This window comes from Synechococcus sp. A15-24 (assembly GCF_014280195.1).
In the GTDB taxonomy this organism is placed as follows: Bacteria; Cyanobacteriota; Cyanobacteriia; order PCC-6307; family Cyanobiaceae; genus Parasynechococcus.
This window is the reverse complement of sequence record NZ_CP047960.1, coordinates 229,798-248,987: the sequence shown is the minus strand read 5'-3', so window position 1 is coordinate 248,987 and position 19,190 is coordinate 229,798. Positions and strand designations below refer to the sequence as shown.

The window sequence follows — 19,190 nt, the reverse complement described above, 5'->3', positions numbered from 1 at the left end:
AACCCTAGGTGCAAACACCTGGTCTGGCTCTGACCTGATCCACAATCGAGTCACGCGCTGCCCACGCCCATGACGTGCAGAATCCTGATCACCGGAGGGGCTGGATTCATCGGCAGCCACACCTGCCTGGTGCTGCTGGAGCAGGGCCACTCCCTGGTGGTGTTGGACAACTTCGACAACAGCAGTCCGGAAGCCCTGCGCCGGGTCCAGGAGCTGGCGGCGTCCGATGCCCTACAGCTGGTGGAAGGGGATCTGCGCAACCCTGAGGTGCTGGATCGAGCCTTCCGCTCGGGCGGCCCAGTGGATGGCGTGATCCACTTCGCCGGGCTCAAAGCCGTGGGTGAATCGGTGGCCGACCCGCTGCGCTACTGGGATGTGAACCTCAACGGCAGTCGGGTCCTGGCGGCAGCCATGGAACGGAATGGCTGCCGAACCCTTGTGTTCAGCAGCACCTCCACCGTGTACGGCGAACCGGAGCAATTCCCCTTGCATGAGGGCATGGCCACCGCGCCGGTGCATCCCTATGCCCAGACCAAACTCGCCGTGGAGCAGATGCTGGGAGCACTTTGCCGCTCCAGCAGCTGGCGGGTGGCCTGCCTGCGCTACTTCAACCCGGTAGGCGCCCACCCCAGCGGCTGCATCGGGGAGGACCCCCTCGGCATTCCCAACAACCTTTTTCCCTTCATCACCCAGGTGGCTGCAGGACGCAGGGACAAGCTGCGGGTCTTCGGGCAGGACTACCCAACACCCGACGGCACCGGCATCCGCGACTACCTGCACGTGATGGATCTAGCCGAAGCCCACGGCGTCACGCTCACCCACCTGCTCAACCAGGAGTTACCCACCCAGTTGACCGTGAACATCGGCACGGGCACAGGACTCAGTGTGCTCGATGTGATCAAGGGGTTCGAGCAAGCCACCGGCATCACCATTCCCTACGAGGTGGTCGCCCGCCGTCCCGGTGATGTGCCAAGGCTGCAGGCCTGTCCCCGCCAGGCGGAAGCCGTCTTGGGCTGGACCGCCCGCCGCGGCCTGGTGGACATGTGCCGCGATGGCTGGGCCTGGCAGCAGGCCAATCCAATGGGCTATCGGTCAGCACCATGAGTCCTGCCGGGCCACTGCTGCTGGCCGGCGGAGGCCACAGCCACGCGCTGATCCTCAAACGCTGGGCCATGGATCCAACCCGACGGCCGGCCCGTTCTGTGCTGCTGATCAACCGCTGCAGTACAGCGCTGTATTCGGGCATGGTTCCCGCCCTGATCGCCGGGATCGACCCACCGGAGGAAGCCGCCATCGATCTGCGCTCCCTCTGCGATCGCGCCGGTGTGGCCTTCGTGCAGGCGGAGATCACCGGCCTGGACCCCGCCCAGCGCTGTCTGTTGCTCGCAGAACGCCCGCCCCTCCACTTCGGTCTGCTCAGCCTCGATGTCGGTGCCATCAGCAGGCCAAGCGCTGAAGGCATCGCGATCAAGCCACTGGAGCCGGCCCTGGCCTTCATCGCCTCCGAGGATCCCAACAGCACAACCCCCTTCACGGTGGTCGGGGCTGGCGCCGCTGCCATGGAGGTGGTGCTGGCGCTGCGGCGCCGCTGGCCTCACCGCCCGTTGCAGCTTCAAACCCGTTCAAACGGTCCAGGTCCCCTGGAGCGGCGGATCCTTTCGGCGGCATCGATCGACCTGGTCACGACCCCCGAGGCCTTGGCTGGCCCCCGGCTGCTTTGCACCGGCAGTCGCGCCCCCCACTGGCTGGCAGCCAGCGATCTGCCGGTGGATGGCGATGGCCGCCTGCGCACCAATGCCCAGATGCAAGTGGAAGGCAGCGAGCATGTCTTCGCCAGCGGTGACTGCGCCGTTATGGCTGCAGCTCCCAGGCCGGCCTCCGGCGTCTGGGCCGTGAGAGCCGCCATCCCCCTGGCACGGAACCTGGAAGCCAGTTGCCTGGATCGCCCGCTGCGCCCCTGGCGGCCGCAGCGCGAAGCACTGCAGCTGATCGGCGATCAGCAGGGCCGGGCCTGGGCACGCCGGGGACGTTGGCAGCTGGGGCCCTCCAGATGGCTCTGGCAGTGGAAGCGACGGATCGACCGACGCTTCATGGCGGGGTTCCGCAGCAGCGAACCAATGACGTCATCAGCACCGATGGCGTGTCGGGGGTGCGCGGCCAAGCTGCCGGCCCAGCCCCTCGAAGCCGCCCTGGACCAGGCCGGGCTCAGCGGGCCGCCGGAGGATGCGGCACGCATCGAGGGCGATCCGCCGCTGCTGCAGAGCGTGGATGGGTTCCCAGCACTGGTCAGCGACCCCTGGCTGAACGCTCGACTCACCACCCTCCATGCCTGCTCCGATCTCTGGGCCAGCGGTGCAAGGGTCGACAGCGCGCAAGCGATCGTGACCCTGCCCGTGCTGGAGGCGGCGGAGCAGCAGGAACTGCTGGTGCAGACGCTGTGCGGTGTGCGATCGGTGCTGCAGGAACAGCAGGCGCAGCTGATCGGAGGTCACACTCTGGAATCCCGCAGTGAACCCCCGCACAGCCCCAGCCTTGGGGTGCAGCTGAGCCTCTGCGTCAACGGTCGCAGCGCTTCCCCCTGGAACAAGGGGGGAATCGCCCACGGTGATGTGCTGCTGTTGAGTCGCCCCCTGGGCACCGGCGTGTTGTTCGCTGCTGCGATGGCGGGTGCCTGCCAACCCGAAGCTTTGGACACCGTGCTCCAGCACATGTGCCGCAGTCAGCACCGATTGCTGGATCAACTGGAGCCCCATCGCCAGGCGATTCACGCCTGCACCGATGTCACCGGCTTCGGTCTGCTCGGGCATCTGGGGGAAATGCTGGCGAGCAGCTCCCCCCTGCGAGTCACCCTTTGGGCCAAATGCATTCCGGCATACCCCGAGGCCATGGATCGATTGGCTCAGGGCTACGCCAGCAGCCTGGCGCCGGCCAACCGCCGCAGCTGGCAGTGGCTGGATGGGCCCATCCAACTGGATGAGGAACCCTCACAGGCACTGCTTGAGCTGCTGGTTGATCCCCAGACCTGCGGTCCCTTGCTGCTGGCCTGTCCAGAAACCACAGCGCAGACCCTCACAGCCGAGGGCCCCTGGATCCCGATCGGCAACGCAACAGCCGACCATGGCTGAGGCCTTCAGAACGGTCGGCACAGGCATATCCAGCGGCTTCGGCCTGCTGCTGCAGCGGCTTGAGTTTGCGATTCAGCTTCTGCGGAGGCCCGCTGCTGGCCAGCCAAAGCTCATCCGGCAGCGGTGAACGCAACAGCCGTTCCCGCAGTTCATCGCGATCGCCCCAGGGCAGCTGTGGAGCAGTGATGCGTCCCATGGAGAACTCCATCTGATCACTGAGGTTGAACAGGCGGGCCCGGGGGCTGTAGCGCTCCCTCTGTCCGCTGGTGCGCTGGCTGATCGCACGGAACTGGTCCTGTTCACGCACCCCGCCGGCTGCGGGATCCAGCTCCGAAAAACCTAGCCCCCACCAACTGATCAGCAGCAGCACCAACACCCCCAGCACCACACGTTGCCCCCAGCGATGGAGTGGTGAGGCGGTCAGCAGCACACACAGCAGCGGCAGCACCGACGGCAACAGCACCACGAAATAGCGACTGAAGGCCAGCGGCTTAACAAAGGAGACCAACACCACAGCCAGCACCATCACAGCAGAGGGCAACAGCGCACTGCGATCCAGCAAACGGTTCCGTCGCCATGGCAGCGGTTGCATCCCGCCCCAACGCTGCAGCCCCCCGAAGAGCACCAACAGCAACAGCAGCTTGGGAAGGGGCCAGAGCCCCAGAGCCCGAGCCAGGGACTCCTCCAGCAGGGCGAAGTCCGGTGGGCCGATCCAGCTGCCGGAGCGGGAACTGAACAGATAATCCGCGGAATAAATGATCCATCCCAAAGCTGGGATGGCCCCCAGCACGGCAGCTCCCGCCAGACGCCAGCGCCGCCTTGCCCCATCCCAGGCGGCTGCCGAAAGCACCAGAAACAGACCGTAGAAGTGAGTGAGGCCCGCCAGCGCCGCCACCACTCCATAGGCCACAGATCGTTCGGCACGACGCCACCACCAGGCCAGCGCCACCAGCAGCACCAGCAGCGCATAGCTTTTCCCCTCGATGGCGAAGCGCACGGGGTAGGGACTGCAGAACGCCAGCAGAAGCGCCAGGGGCAGCACCCGCTGCCGACCATCACTGAGGGCCAGCGCCTGGGCCACCATCACGGCACCCCCTGCCAGATAGGCCAACCAGGAGAGCAACCGCAGACTGACGGGGCTTTGCCCCACCAGTTGCCCCCAGACCCAGAGCAGGCCGTAATAAAAGGGTGGATGGGTGTCCTGCCGCAGCATTCCCAACAGCTCCAGCGGGCTTGGCTGGAAGCTTTTACCCACGCTGTAGAGCTCATCGCTCCACAGGGCGGTGGCATCGATCAACACCAGGGTCCGCAGAGCGAAGGCCGCCGCCACCAGCGCAGCCATAAGGGTCCAGAGCTGAGCCGTTCGTCTCATCGCCCCTGATCCAGCAGCACGCCGCGACGGCGGCGCAATTCCTCACCCAGACCTGGGCCCGGTTGCCATCCCTCGGCGATCAACTGGCGCGCATTCTGGGGCGACTGAATATGCCGCCAGCGGCCCCACCAACGCAGCAGTGGCCTCCACGCCGCAGGCCGCAGCGTCACCATCAGCGCCACCGTCTGCGGCGGCCAACCACCGCGCTCCAGCGCTGTCGTCCAGGCATCTGGGGATGCCTGGACGGGCAGTGGATGCGACGCCAACCAGCCCTGCAGCGATGGCAGCCGTTCCAACCACTGCTGCTGCTGGCCGGGAATCTGCAGGCGGCGCGCCACAGCCCAAGGATCAGCCGCAGCCGCCAACAGCGCCGTCATCAGTGGCAGCCCGAGGCGTTGCCCCCAACGCAGACGTCGGGTTCGTTCGGGATCACGCTGCAAGCAGGGATCCACCAGAGCCATTGCATGCCAGGACTCCAGCAGGTCCAAAGCGATGGGCCACGGTTCATGGTCCAGCAGCCGCTCCAGCTCCATCCGCAACCTGGTGGCCAGGGCCGGCGGTGCCGTCTCCGGCGCATCCCCCACTTGCCAGCTCCAGGGCCACGCCGCGACGGTCGCACCCACCTGTTCAAGCCCCTCGGCACCCAGGGCCATCCCCAGCCGGGCGCCGTAGCGCGCAGCCCGGATCACCCGGGTGGGGTCATCGCTGATGCTGCCGGGATGCAGAAACTGCAGGCGGCCTGCGGCCAGATCGCTCTGGCCGCCGTGGGGATCGATCAACTCCCCGGAAATCAGGTCCAGAGCCATGGCATTGATCGTCAGATCACGCCGCACCAGATCCGCCGCCAACGACCCCGGCTGCACCACGGGGTTCTGTGCTGGCCCCGGATAGTGCTCATGTCGCGCCGTGGCCAGATCGAGGGGCACACCATCGAGGTTCAGGGCCACCGTGCCGAACTGACCGTGATGCTGAACACCGCTCAACCGTTCAGTCCCGCAACGCTCTTGCAGGACGTCCGCCAGATGGGCGGCGCTGCCCTCCACCACCCAATCCAGATCGGGAACGCCAGTCCAGGGACGGCCATGGCGTTGATGCAGCAACAGATCCCTCACCACACCCCCCACCAGCGCCAGTCGCGGCACACCGGCTTCAGTGGCTGCCGCCTTAAGGGCATCCAGCAGGGCTGACGGCACAGCCGGCAGATCCATTGCGGGGCGTGCATGACAATGGTCAGATCATCACGGATCTCGGCGTTGTCCGCTCTCACTCGCTGTTTGCAGGAGGAAGCCTCCGCCATCGCTGCAGCGGCGGAACGGCTCAGCAGTGATCAAGTGGAAGCAGCCCTAGGGCTGCTGGAGCGCTGTGCCGACCGCAAGGCCAAGCTGGTGATCACCGGTGTTGGCAAAAGCGGCATCGTGGCTCGCAAGATCGCCGCCACGTTTTCCTCCATCGGCCTGATGGCCCTGTTCCTCAACCCCTTGGACGCCCTGCACGGGGATCTGGGGGTGGTGGCCCCAGAAGACGTCTGTCTGCTGCTCTCCAACAGCGGCGAAACCGCAGAACTGCTGGAGGTGCTGCCCCACCTCAAACGGCGCGGCACGGGCCGGATCGCCATCGTCGGCCGGGCCGAGTCCTCCCTTGCCCGCGGCAGCGATGTGGTGCTGGAAGCCGGGGTGGACCGGGAGGTTTGCCCTCTCAATCTCGCTCCCACCGCCAGCACTGCGGTGGCGATGGCCATCGGCGATGCCCTGGCAGCCGTGTGGATGGAACGGCGCGGCATCTCGCCCGCTGATTTCGCCCTCAATCATCCGGCGGGATCATTGGGCAAACAACTCACGCTGACGGCAGCCGACCTGATGGTGCCGGTGAGCAAGCTGCATCCCATGCACCCTCAGACCCCCCTGCCTGAAGTAATCGGCGGTCTGACCCGCGACGGCATCGGCAGTGGCTGGGTGGAGCACCCGGAGCAGCCAGGCTCCCTGGTGGGACTGCTCACCGACGGCGATCTGCGCCGAGCACTGCAGGACCACAGTGCCGACAGCTGGAGCAGCCTGACGGCAGCCGATCTGATGACCAGGGACCCGATCACCGTGAACGGTGATGTGCTGGTGGTGAAGGCCTTGGAACGGATGGAACACAACCGCCGCAAACCGATCTCGGTGCTGCCTGTGGTGGGGGAGCAGAAACGGTTGCTGGGGCTGCTGCGGCTCCACGATCTGGTGCAGGCAGGGCTGGCATGAGGCTGCCGGGCTGGAACCAGCTGGGCTGGTGGAGACTGCGCCGCCAGCTGAACCAGCTGCAGCTGCTGGTGCTGGATGTGGATGGTGTGCTCACCGATGGTGGGCTCTGGTTCGATGCCGACGGGCAACTGATCAAACGCTTCGACGTGCGGGACGGTCTGGGCATCCGTCTGCTGCAGCAGGCAGGGGTGCAGATTGCCTTTCTCAGCGGTGGCCGTGGGGGCGCGACCGAAGTACGGGCCCGCCAACTGGGCATCCAACACTGCCTGGTGGGCATCAAGGACAAACCCGCTGCCCTGCAGACCCTGCAGCAGCAGGTGGGGGTGACCGTTTCGCAGACCGTTTTTGTCGGCGACGATCTCAATGATCTGGCCGTGCGACCAGTGGTGGGTCTGCTTCTGGCGCCCGCCGATGCCTGCGCTCCCGTGCGCCGGGGCGCCGACCTGGTGCTCGCGCGCCGCGGCGGTCATGGGGCCGTACGGGAGCTAGCGGAACGGATCCTTCAAGCTCGCGATGGCTGGCGCAGCTTGAGCCGGAGGGGTTGGCGTGACCGCAACGACTGACGCCCCTGGCGTGTTCCTGCTGGGGCTCGGGGCCCAGAAGGCTGGCACGTCCTGGCTGCACGCTCAGCTGAACCAACGCCGGGACGCTGATTTCGGCTTCTTGAAGGAGTACCACATCCATGACGCGCTCACCCTGCCGGCCGCAGGCTTCAGCGGCCGCAGCCGACGGTCTTTGTTGAAACCCCGTACATGGCGTCGCCAGCGTTTCCTAGAACGCCCCGAGCGGTATTACGCCTACTTCGCCAGGCTGCTGCGGCGTCCGGGAATCCAACTCACCGGGGACATCACACCCTCCTACTGCGGGCTCAGCGCCGCCACCCTGCTCACCATTCGCACTGGCTTCGAAGACCAGGGGGTTCCACTGCGACCGGTGTTCCTGATGCGGGACCCGATCGAGCGCATCGTCTCCAGCCTGCGCATGCAACGGCGCAAGCAGGGGCTGCAGGACAGCGCCGGCGAAATCCAGGCCCTGCGCGATCTCTGCCGCGAGCGCCCCGAACGGATCAATCTGCGCAGTGACTACGGCCACACCCTCACGGTCCTTCAGGACAGCTTCGGCCTGAAGCAGTGCTTCATCGGCACTTACGAGCAGCTGTTCCATCGGGACTGCTGGGCTGAGCTCTGCCGGTTCCTCGGGGTGCGGTACCAGGAACCGCAGTGGGAACAACGGGTGAATGTGAGCCGCACCGACACGGACCTGCCAGAGGAGCTGCTGAAGCAGCTGGGGCAATGGCAAGAGGCGACCCTGGCGGCCGTGCAGCTCCATTGCCCGGAACTTGACCTCAACCAGCTCTGGCCGACCGCTAGTCGATGGTGTTCGGTGCACTGAGTGATCGGGAGGGAGACGAAGGTGTGCCCCTCCTCAATCGAACCCAAGTGCTGGGGCGAACTCAGCTCAGATCAAAGCGGTCGAGGTTCATCACCTTCACCCAGGCCTGAACAAAATCGGCCACAAAACGACTGCCACCATCGTCCTGGGCATACACCTCAACGATGGCTCGCAGCTGGCTATTGGAGCCGAACACGAGATCAGCACGGCTCGCGGTCCATCGTTCAGCGCCTCCGGCATCCCGGCCTGAATAACCCTCCATGGCCTCACTGGTCGGCGACCAGACAGTAGTCATATCGAGCAAATTCACGCAGAAATCGTTGCTCAACACGCCGATACGATCGGTCAATACGCCCTGGCGGTTGCCGCCTGTGTTGGCGCCCAGTACCCGCAGGCCGGCAATCAGCACCGTCATCTCCGGTGTACTCAAACCGAGCTGTTGAGCACGGTCCACGAGGCACTCCTCCGCGCGAAGCGGCAGACCGATGCGCTGCCAATTGCGAAAGCCATCGGCAATCGGCTTGAGCAAATTGAATGAGGCGGTGTCGGTCTGATCTGCGGATGCATCCATACGTCCGGGCATGAACGGAACCGTCACGGTGTGACTACCAGAAGTGGCCGCTTGCTCAACGGCAGCGGATCCAGCCAACACGATCAGATCCGCCATCGACACTTGTTGACCACCGATGGCTTTCGCGTTGAACTCGCGCTGCACCGTCTCCAGCGCTGTCAACACGGTGCGCAGCTGCTCGGGATCATTCACCTCCCAGTTGTTCTGGGGTTGCAGACGGATCCGGCCACCATTGGCACCACCGCGTCGATCGGATCCACGGAACGTTGATGCCGAACCCCAGGCTGTAGCTACAAGGGCACCGACACTGCAGCCGCTCTCCAGGATGCGTTGCTTAAGAACGCTGATCTCGGCCGTTCCAATCAACGGATGATCGAGCGATGGCACCGGGTCTTGCCAAATCTGCACCTCCTCCGGCACATCTGCACCCAAATAGAGACTGCGCGGTCCAAGATCCCGATGGGTGAGCTTGAACCAGGCTCGGGCAAATGCAGCAGCGAAAGCGTCTTGATCCTTATGGAAGCGACGGGCCACTGGCTCCATCACCGGGTCATGACGCAGCGACAGATCCGCTGTGGTCATGATCGGTGCCGACGAGCGACCGGGAACATGGGCATCCGGAACCATGTGTTCCGGTTTCACATTTTTGGCGACCCACTGCCAAGCACCTGCAGGACTTTTGGTCAGTTCCCACTCGTAGCTAAACATCATTTCGAAATAGCCCTGGTCCCAACGGGTTGGGTTGGGTTTCCAGGCCCCTTCAATGCCACTGGTGATGGTGTGTTCCCCCTTGCCGCTCTCAAAACGGTTCTGCCAGCCCAGGCCCTGCTGATGCAGTTCAGCCCCCTCCGGTTCCGCGTCCAAATGTGAAGCAGGAGCCGCACCGTGACACTTTCCAAAGGTATGGCCACCCGCCACGAGAGCGACGGTCTCCTCCACCGTCATCCCCATTCGAGCAAACGTGTCACGCACTTGCGGCCCAGAGGCCACCGGATCGGGATTGCCGTGCGGCCCCTCTGGATTGACGTAAATCAGTCCCATCTCGACAGCCGCCAGCGGCTGGTCCAGTTTTCCCTGGTTGTTGTGGCGTTCATCCCCTAACCACTCGGTTTCCTTGCCCCAGAACACGTCTTCTTCGGGTTGCCAAATATCTGTACGACCGCCGGCAAAGCCAAAGGTGCGGAATCCCATGGATTCCAGTGCCACATTGCCGCTGAGAATGATTAAGTCAGCCCAGGAAATCGCATTGCCGTATTTGCGTTTCAGTGGCCAGAGCAACCTTCGGGCCTTGTCGAGATTGGTGTTGTCAGGCCAACTATTGAGAGGGGCAAAACGCTGGTTGCCGTGACCGGCGCCACCGCGCCCGTCGGCGCTGCGATAAGTGCCAGCGCTGTGCCATGCCAAACGAATGAACAGGCCGCCGTAATGCCCCCAGTCCGCAGGCCACCAGTCCTGGGAGTCAGTCATCAACGTCTTTAGATCCGCCTTCAGCGCCTCAAGATCCAAACCTGCAAAGGCTGCGGGGTAATCAAAGTCCTCTCCCAGAGGATTGGAGGATGGATGGTACTGATGCAGCAGGCCGAGGTTGATCTGATTCGGCCACCACTCCCTGTTGCCCGTATTGGCGGCTGGGGTGACGGCTCCCGTGTGGCCACTGAAGGGGCATATCAGCTCAGACACAAGAGATTCCGTGGGATGGTGCGAAGACTGATCTCAACCTATGAAAAGTTTGAGATTCCGACCGCCACTCACACCAACTCGCGGGCCTCCTCCAGTTGTTCCGCCGTGTCCACCGATAGAGATGTTCCGGCTACAGGGAAGGTGGCGATGGTGTGCCCCGCCTCGATCAGGCGCAACTGCTCCAGCCGTTCCAGATCCTCCAGCGGTGACGCCGGCAGCTGATCCCAGCCCGCCAGCACATCCCCCCGGAAGCCATACATGCCCACATGGCCCCAGTAAGTGGTGTGGCGGTGCCAGTCCACAGGATCAACGTCCCGCACGTGCGGGATAGCGGAGCGGGAGAAGTACAGCGCCCGCCCGTCATGGGCCAGCAGGGTTTTCACCACGTTGGGGTTGTGGATGGTTTCCGGGGTGAGGCCATACACCGGGGTGACAACGGCCGGGACGGGATCCAGGCGCTGAAACTCCGCCACCATCGCGTCAATCACCGCCGGATCGATGAACGGCTGATCCCCCTGCACGTTGATCACGGCGGTCTGCTCCGCCACTGCAGGGCCCTCCCCCCAGGCCAGCGCCATCAGCTGATCGGCCACCGATGCGATCCGCTCACTGCCGGAGCTGCAATCGGGAGAGGTCATCAGCACCGGAAAGCCCCAGCCTTCCGCCAGCTGCTGCAATTGAGAACTGTCAGTGCACAGCACCACCGCCTGCACGGTGGACGCCTCACGGCACCGTTCCAGCACCCGCTGGATCATCGGTTTTTCCCCGATCTCCGCCAGCACCTTGTTCGGCAGCCGGGAGGACTGCAGACGGGCCGGAACCGCCACCACCGCCTGTTGAATCGCCATCAGTTCCAGAGCTTCATCGCATCATCCCGGGCGCCGAACCATTCCGCCGCCAACGGCCCGCCCATGGTCCGCTGCTCGCGGAACCAGGGACCGCCGAGGGTCCAGTGCAACATCGGCGAGGCGTCCAGGGGCTCCGGTGGGGCCTGCACGTCCACCAGGTGATTCCAACCGCCCTGGATGGCGCCGATCTCATGATCCCCCTCGAGCCAATGGAAGCGGTGCAGCTCCAGTCCACTGGCGGAGTTGACGTAATCAACAGTGAGCGTTGAGCAGCGGCTGCAATTGAGCAGCATCAGCGAACTCCAGTTCTTCTTGGGGTAAGCGCTCTGCACCTCACCAAGGAATTTCACCGTCTCACCTGGCACATGTTCGTGCTGTACACACATCGCGCCGTAGCGGTCATCGCGCTGGTCCCACAACTGCTTGATGTCTCCCCGGCAGAGCATGTCGCAATCCATGAACAGGGCCCAGCCCTGGTATCCCATCAAATGCGGTACGAGGAAGCGGGTGAAGGAGAAGGCGGTGCTCTGTTTGGGATCACGTTCGCGCCAGTACAAGCCCTGAGCTTCCAACTGGTGCGCCACCAACGGCGTGATAGCCAGCGGCACACTGCTGTGCTGATACAAGCTGTCGATCAGCACATTGGTGGCGGCCCGTTCCCGAGGGTCGTAGCCGATGAAAATCGGGATCGGCGAGGGAACGGTGGACACGGCCCGGTAGTGGCTGGCAGGGAGGTTAGGCCGAGGGCCAGACACTTCCGAGCAAACCATTGCTGTAAACGAGCCGGCGGTTGAGGCGAGCCACGGCTGGCAGCAACGGCGCGACCCGAAGAGATAGGGCCGCAGAAGAGAGCCAGGCCGCGTCGTAACGAATCGCCTGGCTCTGAGCGGGGTCGAACCGCATGCGGTTGCCACTGACGATGTGACTGCTGGAGTTCAGCCCCGGCTGCAGCATCGCCGGATCGAAGCCAACCTCAAGCCAAGCGCAGAGCTGCTGAAGGGCCTGCTCCGGAGCCAGGGCCAACTCCTCGTAACCGAGCCGAAACACTGCACAACCGGAGCGGTTCAAGCGTTGCTCCCAACAGCGATTGATGCGCCACCAGCGCAGCATTGAGCGCCAACCCACAGTTCCGCCGCGGCCATGGCGTTCCACACCTCGCCGCGATTCTGAATGCACCCAGGAGCGCACATCACGGGTGAGCTGAATCACCCGCACCGGACGACCCAGTGCTTGAGCCTCCAGCAGCTGCTCATCCGCCTGAAACGACTCCACCAACCAGCGGGGCGACGAAGCGGTCAACGGCTCAATCAAGCGGTTGAACTTCTCCGGCAGGGGGCGATCGTCGTGAGCTGGCAACCACGCCAGCAGCGGTCCCCATACCGGACAGTCGCCGGCCAGCTCACCACAGGTGCAGCGACGTTCAAAGCGGAGATCGCCCCGCAGTTGCTGCGGCCCCTTGTGCTCTTCGCCGAGATGGGGTCGCTCCAGCACCCGCACCGCCTCCCCCAGGCCAATCAGCTGCGGATGGGCTCCGAGGGCCAGATCAAGGATGGTGCTGCCGCTGTGGCCCAGACCACGGATAAGCAGCAATCCGGGCTCAGTCATCGGCGGCAATCGGCTCGATCGGCGCCAACCGCGGATCAAGGATCTTCGGCCCCATCCCAGCGAACTTCACCGCGATCGACACCTTCTCGCCACTACCGAAGGTGTGGGTGATCTCCCCAACCCCGAAGCTGGCATGGGTGACGCGATCCCCAACGTTCCAGCTGCGCCCGGGGGCCGGACCCGCCTGGCGGCGGCGCACCGCATTGGCCGGAGCGGTCGTCGGCTTGTCGCGATCCACACGGGTGAGCCGCTCCAGGCGTCTTTCCCGGCGCAGGGCCGCCCCACCGCTCTGGGGGAGATCCCCCTGCACCAGGGCCTCCGGCAGCTCTGAAAGAAACACCGACGGCACGGCGGCCTCGCGCATGCCACCCCAGAGCCGACGCTCACTGGCATGGGAGAGAAACAGGCGCTCCTTGGCGCGGGTGATGCCGACGTAGCAGAGGCGGCGCTCCTCCTCCAGGGAGGCCGGATCATCGAGGGAGCGGTAGCTGGGAAACAGGCCCTGCTCCAGCCCCACCAGGCAGACCACAGGAAATTCGAGGCCCTTGCTGCTGTGCAAGGTCATCAGGGTGACCCGATCCGCTGCGGTGTCCTTGCTGTCGGCATCGCTCGACAACGCCGCCGTGGCCAGGAAGCCTTCGAGATCCCCCTCCTCGTTCTCCTCCTGGTACTGAAGAGCCGCGTTGACCAATTCCTGCAGGTTGCGGCGACGTTCCTCCGCTTCATCGGTGCCTTCCGCGATCAGTTCGCTGACGTAGCCGCTCTTTTCCATCACCTGCTGGATCAGCTCGGACGGAGCCACGACCTGCACCTGACGGCGCAGGTCGTGGAGCAACTCACAGAACTGCAGCAGACCACGGGCTGACCGTCCCCCAAGGGATCGCACGGCTTCGGCATCACTCACCACATCCCAAAGCGGAATTCCCAATTGATTGGCGGCATCAGTGAGCCGCTGAATCGTGGTCTTGCCGATGCCCCGTTTGGGCACATTGATCACCCGCAGCAGGCTGACGGTGTCCGCCGGATTCACCAACAGCCGCAGATAGGCCAGCAGATCCTTGATCTCCCGCCGGTCATAAAAACGAAGTCCCCCAACAACGATGTAAGGGATGCCCCAGCGCACCAGCGATTCCTCGATCGAGCGGGACTGAGCATTGGTGCGATACAGCACGGCCATATCGCCCCAGCTCAATTCGGGGTTGGCCGCCTCCATCGTCCGCAGCCGATGCACCACCGCCTCGGCCTCGGCGATTTCGTCATCGCATCGGGTGAGGCTGATCAACTCCCCTTCGCCGCGGGTGGGTCGCAGCACCTTGTCGATCCGCTCGCTGTTTTTGGCGATCAGGGCATTGGCCGCCGCCAGGATCGTGGCGGTGGAGCGGTAGTTCTCCTCCAGCTTCACCATCGTGCGGGTGGCGTCGTCCGGCGCCTGATCACCGAAGTCCTCCTGGAAACCCATCAGGATCGTGAAGTCGGCGGCGCGGAAGCTGTAGATGCTCTGGTCGGCATCTCCCACCACGAACACCGAGCGTCCGCTCCAGTCGTTGTAGGTCTGCGGGTCCTTGCCATCGGTGACCAACAGCTTGATTAGGTCGTACTGGGTGCGGTTGGTGTCTTGATATTCATCCACCAACACATGGGCGAAGCGGCGGTGCCAGTAGCTACGCACCTGCTCGTTCTGCTGCAGCAGCTGCACAGGCAGCAACAGCAGATCATCGAAATCCAGCGCATTGTTCGCCGCCAGCGCCCTGCGGTAGCGGCGGTACACATCGGCGGTGAGCTTGCCCCGCTGACCTTCAGCATTGGCCTCAAGCTGATCCGGCAACCAGCCCTGGTTCTTGGCGTTGCTGATGGCCCAGCGGGTCTTCTTTGGCTCAAATCGCTTTGGATCGAGCTGCAGTTCCTGGGTCACGATCTCCTTCACCAGGCTCTGGGCATCGGCCTCGTCGTAGATCGAGAACTGCTTGGTCCAGCTCAGCCCCTCGGCGTCCTTGAACTTGTCGATGTCGTAGCGGAGCATCCGCGCGAACAGGGCGTGGAAGGTGCCGATCCACAACTCCTTGCTGACCTCGCGGTAGATGCGTGAGCGCAACTGCCGTTGATCCACCGGCGGCAGGGTGCTCCAGGGCTGGCCGTACTGGCTCTGGGCCAGCTTCTGAGCCAGCAGCACCTCCAGCCGTTCCTTCATCTCACGGGCGGCCTTGTTGGTGAAGGTCACCGCCAGGATCTGAGCCGGATCAGCGCCGTGCTCGCCGATCAGATGGGCAATCCGGTGGGTGAGGGCACGGGTCTTGCCGCTGCCGGCACCGGCCACCACCAGCAGGGGCCCTTCGTGGTGGTCCACCGCCCTGCGCTGGGCGTCGTTGAGGCCGGCCAGAAAGCTCATGGCTGGAGGCTATCGCTCATAACCCCGCAAAACAGAGCCGGTAAGCTCCGAGTTGGCAGCAGTGGTCGGTGATGGCAGCACGTCAGATTCAGCTCGGCAACATCACCTTCGCCAACGACCGCCCCTTCGCCTTGCTCGGCGGTGTGAACGTCCTGGAGGATCTGGACTTCGCGCTGCGCTGCGCTGGCCATTACAAGCAGGTGTGCGAACGCCTGGGAATCCCCCTGGTGTTCAAGGCCTCTTACGACAAGGCCAATCGTTCCTCAATCCATTCCTTCCGTGGGCCAGGACTAGAGGCTGGTCTGCAAATTCTGCAAGCCGTCAAAGACACCCTCGGCATCCCTGTGATCACAGACGTCCACAGTCCGGAGGAGGCCACGGCAGCCGCCAAGGTGGCTGACATCATTCAGCTGCCGGCTTTCCTGGCCAGGCAGACCGATCTGGTGCGGGCGATGGCTGAAACAGGAGCGGTGATCAACATCAAGAAGCCGCAGTTCCTCAGCCCGGAACAGATGCGCAACATCGTTGACAAATTCCGCGAATGCGGCAATGAGCAACTGCTTCTCTGTGAGCGCGGCACCAACTTCGGCTACGACAACCTCGTGGTGGACATGCTCGGCTTTGGGGTGATGAAACGCACCTGCGACGACCTGCCTCTGATCTTCGATGTCACCCATGCCCTCCAGTGCCGCGACCCCGGCGGTGCCGCCTCCGGTGGCCGTCGCTCCCAGGTGGTGGATCTGGCCAAAGCGGGGATGGCTGTGGGCCTGGCGGGTCTGTTCCTCGAAGCCCACCCCGATCCCAACCAGGCCCGCTGCGACGGGCCAAGTGCTCTGCCCCTGGATCAGCTGGAGCCATTTCTCGGCCAGGTGAAAGCGATCGACGATCTGGTGAAGTCCCAGCCAGCCCTGGAGATCCGTTGAGCATCCGCTGGTCGCTGCGCAGCCTGCTGCGGAGCAGCCGGCCCCACTGGCCTGATGCCAACGAGTGGTTAGCCCTGGAGGGCTACCGCGGCCTGGTATCCCAGGCGTTCGTTGCCCGGCCATTTAATCCCGCTGTAGCCACATCGCTCTGGATCCAAGGGCAGTGGCAGGCTCCGGATCAAAGCCTGCGCTCTCCTTCACGGCGGGAACGGGATAACGCCTCCCATCACTACGGGCACGACATCCAGCTCAAGCGCCATGCCGGTCTACCGCTGGTGGGTCGGCCATTGCCGTGGTTGCTGGAGCATGGACTGAAAGTGAGCCGCGAGGCCGAATTCGAACCGCCGACACCCTGGAGCCAGGGATATCTGTGCATGGGTCCCAGGCGAGCAGCCTGGATCGCAGAACGGCATCAACGCCCGGCCATCCCGATCGGCCCTTGGATCGCCTACGCACGCCCGGTGATGGCAGCCGAAACAATCCGCGAACTGCGGCATGAGCTGGGCAGCACGCTGCTGGTGGTGCTGGCCCACAGCTGGGGATCTGTTCAACGGCATAACGACTGCTCTGGCGCGATCACCGCCCTGCAGCGTCTCTGCCAAGAACAGGGATACCAACGGGTGATTTGGCTGCGGCACTGGCAAGACCCTCAATCGCTGCCCCTGCCGCCGGACTGGATTCAGGCCTGCAATGGTCATCGCTCCAATCCCTGGTTCCTGGACAGCATGCGGACCCTGCTGGAGCTCTGCGACGGCCTGGCCAGCAACAGTTTCGGCACCCACCTGGGTTACGCCGTTGCATGTAACCGGCGTCTGCATTGGCTGGAAGTCAACAGCCACCAGGACCTCTCCTCCCTCTCCACGGAACAACAGGAACGGGAACAGATCGAATGGAGCTGCCGTCAGGAACTGGGGGAGACGCTGAAGGCCTGCGGTGACGATCAACAGGCCATTCGGTCACTGCTGGAGCCCTTCTGGGGGTTCTCCCAGGTGCGAACACCCGAGACCATGGCTCGGGTGTTGCGTGGAGCGTTGCCATGACCCTGCTGCTGAGCTTCCCCAGCGAGGCGCCTTACCGGATTGATCAGGTCACCACAAATCCCGAAGCAATGCTGGCCCTGGCCATCGGGCAACTGCTGCTGGCGACCTGCATGGGGTGGTTGGGTCGCCGCTGGTGGTGTCTCGCCGCTGGTGGTGTCTCGCCGCTGGTCTGGTGGCACTCAGCACGCTGTTCTTCACCCTGGCCAACTGGGGCACCAGTGACATCACCCGCTTCAGCCGTTACCTGGCGATTGACCCCCGTGATGTGTTGGATGAACCGCTCTGGATTGCGGCAGCCCCGTTGATCAGTGCTCTGCCCTACCGGTTGGCGAGCCTGCATGGACTCGTGGCGGTTGGGTATGCCGTGGTGCCACTCATGCTTTCGAGGGCAACACAGCGACCGCAGTGGGGTGGCCTCTGGGCCCTGCTGGTGCTGTGGTCCCCCTTGCTCCGCAACTTCCTGCAGAACGGTGTCACCCGCCAGGCCCTGGCCACGGTGCTGATCACTCCCCTGCTGCTGCGCGTCGCCGGCTGGTGCCAGATCGGTTGGGGCTGGGTTGCCGCCGCCGTCGCTGGCTCTGCCCTGGCTCATAACAGTCTTCCGATCACAACGACCCTGGCCCTGGTCCCCGTTCTGACCCGTCCAGGGCTGCTACAGAACACAGGCCGGCGAACCATCACTCTGGCCAGCCTGCTAGTGATGGTGAGCATCGGCATCGCCCTCAGTCAGCCCGCACTGATTGAGAAGCTGAGCAGCTAACTGTTTGAGGCCAGATACTTCAACACCTACGGACTGCGCAAAGCGGTGTTCGGACTTGAGCTGTCCGCTCTGGTGGCTGTGGCGTTGACCATCTGGCGAGCCCGGCTGAGGCCCGCCGCCATGGCCGCCGATCACGATGCGCGGACGCTGTTTGCCTACAGCCTGCTGCTGGGTCTGATCCAGCTATCCATGGCTACAGGAGTCCTGGCACCCATCCTCAGTCGCTGCCTGGACCCGATCGGTTTGTTCTGGATGCTGTCCCTGATGGTCTGGACTGCCCGTCAGGGCTGCGCCTGGGCCCTGCTCCCCGCGCTGGCGGTCGTTGGGGAATCCTTCATCGACGACCGCATCCTGCGACTTGAGGACTGCATCGGCGGGGATCAGTTCATGTGCCTACCGGATCGCTGGCCCTGGCAGGTGAAATGGTGAGCGTCCACCCCTGGACAGCGCCGGCGGTTCTAATCCCGGCACCTCCCAAAACCGCTAGCCAGACCCTGACGGCCCTGGTGGAAGCCCTAATGCCTCCCGGTTTAGACAGGCCTGCCATGGACGGTGATGTTCATCAGAGCCTGAAGATCGATGCTGTGCGTCGTTTGGAGCGGTGGCGGTTTCACAGCGGCCTAAAGCGACCTCCTAAGGCGGCACTGGTCTACGGCCATTACCTGCCCACGCGCCTGAACCTCAAACGGATCGCCCGCCGCTACCAACCAGCGGTTTGCTGCATCCCCATCCGTCCGCTGGGACAGTTGGTCTGCTCCCTGATCGCCCATTGCGACAGGGGTAGCGGTCCGATTGACCCCAAGCTGATCAACCGCATCGAGGGCTTATCCCACTTTCAGGATCTCAATCCTTCCGAGCGGTTTGAGCTGTTGGCTGTGCGCTACTTGCCATTGATTCAGAACCTGATCGATGGCTGGATCGACCGCTGCGCTGCTCTCAACATTCCCTGTCTGGTGATTCCATTCACCAGCATCACCACCCGGCAGACAGAGCTTCAAAACGCCCTGATCTCAGAGCTACCGGACGGTCAAAAGCAACAACCCAAAGCGACAACAGCACCCATCCAACGCAACCCAACCACGACGACCCGCACCAACCTGAACAGCATCGATCCAGCGGTCCGCCAACGCAAGCGACGTCTTGCCGAACTGTTGTTTCAGGACGACAGACCCAGCATCCAGTGCTGCACAACTACCTCAAGCAGGACCTTTCTGATGAAGTCACGCCCATAGACATTCCGCTGTTGTG

At 64.0% G+C, this 19,190-nt stretch carries 17 protein-coding genes; 10 read left to right on the top strand and 7 right to left on the bottom strand.

The features are described 5' to 3' along the window. Positions 1-69 precede the first annotated feature (69 nt). A complete protein-coding gene (gene galE, locus SynA1524_RS01205; protein ID WP_186498614.1) occupies positions 70-1,104 on the top strand; it encodes a UDP-glucose 4-epimerase GalE in 1,035 nt (344 codons plus the stop codon). After that, a complete protein-coding gene (gene selD, locus SynA1524_RS01200; RefSeq protein WP_186498613.1) occupies positions 1,101-3,125 on the top strand; it encodes a selenide, water dikinase SelD in 2,025 nt (674 codons plus the stop codon). The genes galE and selD overlap by 4 nt, the downstream gene beginning before the upstream one ends. On the opposite strand, the gene SynA1524_RS01195 is transcribed toward selD, so the two are convergent. Both SynA1524_RS01195 and SynA1524_RS01190 read right to left on the bottom strand, forming a co-directional pair. Continuing rightward, on the bottom strand, positions 3,070-4,497 hold the full coding sequence (locus tag SynA1524_RS01195; RefSeq protein ID WP_186498612.1) for a glycosyltransferase family protein: 1,428 nt from the start codon (positions 4,495-4,497) through the stop codon (positions 3,070-3,072). The genes selD and SynA1524_RS01195 overlap by 56 nt on opposite strands. Then, positions 4,494-5,705 (bottom strand): tRNA nucleotidyltransferase/poly(A) polymerase family protein, encoded by a 1,212-nt coding sequence (locus tag SynA1524_RS01190; protein ID WP_186498611.1) that lies wholly within the window; start codon positions 5,703-5,705, stop codon positions 4,494-4,496. Before SynA1524_RS01190 ends, SynA1524_RS01195 begins: the two co-directional genes overlap by 4 nt. Before the next feature lie 12 nt (positions 5,706-5,717). Here SynA1524_RS01190 and SynA1524_RS01185 point away from each other — a divergent pair, with 12 nt between their 5' ends. From SynA1524_RS01185 to SynA1524_RS01175, 3 genes are read left to right on the top strand one after another with little or no spacing between them, the layout of a single operon-like run. Then, positions 5,718-6,737, top strand: a complete 1,020-nt coding sequence (locus tag SynA1524_RS01185; protein ID WP_186498610.1) for a KpsF/GutQ family sugar-phosphate isomerase — start codon at positions 5,718-5,720, stop codon at positions 6,735-6,737. Further along, entirely contained in the window at positions 6,734-7,300 is a 567-nt protein-coding gene (locus tag SynA1524_RS01180) for a KdsC family phosphatase (RefSeq protein ID WP_186498609.1), read from the top strand. The genes SynA1524_RS01185 and SynA1524_RS01180 overlap by 4 nt, the downstream gene beginning before the upstream one ends. Continuing rightward, positions 7,284-8,129: a sulfotransferase family protein gene (locus tag SynA1524_RS01175; RefSeq protein WP_186498608.1), complete on the top strand. Its 846-nt coding sequence runs from the start codon at positions 7,284-7,286 to the stop codon at positions 8,127-8,129. Before SynA1524_RS01180 ends, SynA1524_RS01175 begins: the two co-directional genes overlap by 17 nt. A 61-nt stretch (positions 8,130-8,190) precedes the next feature. Here SynA1524_RS01175 and katG read toward each other — a convergent pair whose 3' ends face one another. The 5 genes from katG to SynA1524_RS01150 form a co-directional block, all read right to left on the bottom strand. Further along, entirely contained in the window at positions 8,191-10,380 is a 2,190-nt protein-coding gene (gene katG, locus SynA1524_RS01170) for a catalase/peroxidase HPI (protein WP_186498607.1), read from the bottom strand. Positions 10,381-10,448: 68 nt separating this feature from the next. Then, the gene (gene kdsB / locus SynA1524_RS01165; RefSeq protein WP_186498606.1) at positions 10,449-11,228 is read right to left on the bottom strand and encodes a 3-deoxy-manno-octulosonate cytidylyltransferase; all 780 of its coding nucleotides are present in this window, start codon (positions 11,226-11,228) and stop codon (positions 10,449-10,451) included. Then, entirely contained in the window at positions 11,228-11,938 is a 711-nt protein-coding gene (locus tag SynA1524_RS01160) for a glycosyltransferase family protein (protein ID WP_186498605.1), read from the bottom strand. Before SynA1524_RS01160 ends, kdsB begins: the two co-directional genes overlap by 1 nt. Before the next feature lie 25 nt (positions 11,939-11,963). Then, the gene (locus tag SynA1524_RS01155) at positions 11,964-12,833 is read right to left on the bottom strand and encodes a sulfotransferase (protein WP_186498604.1); all 870 of its coding nucleotides are present in this window, start codon (positions 12,831-12,833) and stop codon (positions 11,964-11,966) included. Continuing rightward, entirely contained in the window at positions 12,826-15,219 is a 2,394-nt protein-coding gene (locus SynA1524_RS01150; protein ID WP_186498603.1) for a UvrD-helicase domain-containing protein, read from the bottom strand. Before SynA1524_RS01150 ends, SynA1524_RS01155 begins: the two co-directional genes overlap by 8 nt. A 71-nt stretch (positions 15,220-15,290) precedes the next feature. Here SynA1524_RS01150 and kdsA point away from each other — a divergent pair, with 71 nt between their 5' ends. From kdsA to SynA1524_RS01125, 5 genes are all read left to right on the top strand, one after another. Further along, positions 15,291-16,142 carry a 3-deoxy-8-phosphooctulonate synthase gene (gene kdsA / locus SynA1524_RS01145; protein WP_186498602.1) on the top strand — a complete coding sequence of 284 codons (852 nt, stop codon included), beginning with the start codon at positions 15,291-15,293 and terminating at the stop codon, positions 16,140-16,142. Continuing rightward, complete coding sequence (locus SynA1524_RS01140; RefSeq protein WP_186498601.1) at positions 16,139-17,182, top strand: hypothetical protein; 1,044 nt, start codon at positions 16,139-16,141, stop codon at positions 17,180-17,182. Before kdsA ends, SynA1524_RS01140 begins: the two co-directional genes overlap by 4 nt. Positions 17,183-17,297: 115 nt before the next feature. Beyond that, complete coding sequence (locus SynA1524_RS01135; RefSeq protein ID WP_186498600.1) at positions 17,298-17,942, top strand: hypothetical protein; 645 nt, start codon at positions 17,298-17,300, stop codon at positions 17,940-17,942. 45 nt (positions 17,943-17,987) lie between these two features. Then, positions 17,988-18,371 (top strand): hypothetical protein, encoded by a 384-nt coding sequence (locus SynA1524_RS01130; RefSeq protein ID WP_186498599.1) that lies wholly within the window; start codon positions 17,988-17,990, stop codon positions 18,369-18,371. Beyond that, the gene (locus tag SynA1524_RS01125; RefSeq protein ID WP_186498598.1) at positions 18,332-19,174 is read left to right on the top strand and encodes a hypothetical protein; all 843 of its coding nucleotides are present in this window, start codon (positions 18,332-18,334) and stop codon (positions 19,172-19,174) included. The genes SynA1524_RS01130 and SynA1524_RS01125 overlap by 40 nt, the downstream gene beginning before the upstream one ends. The last annotated feature ends 16 nt before the right edge of the window (positions 19,175-19,190 follow it).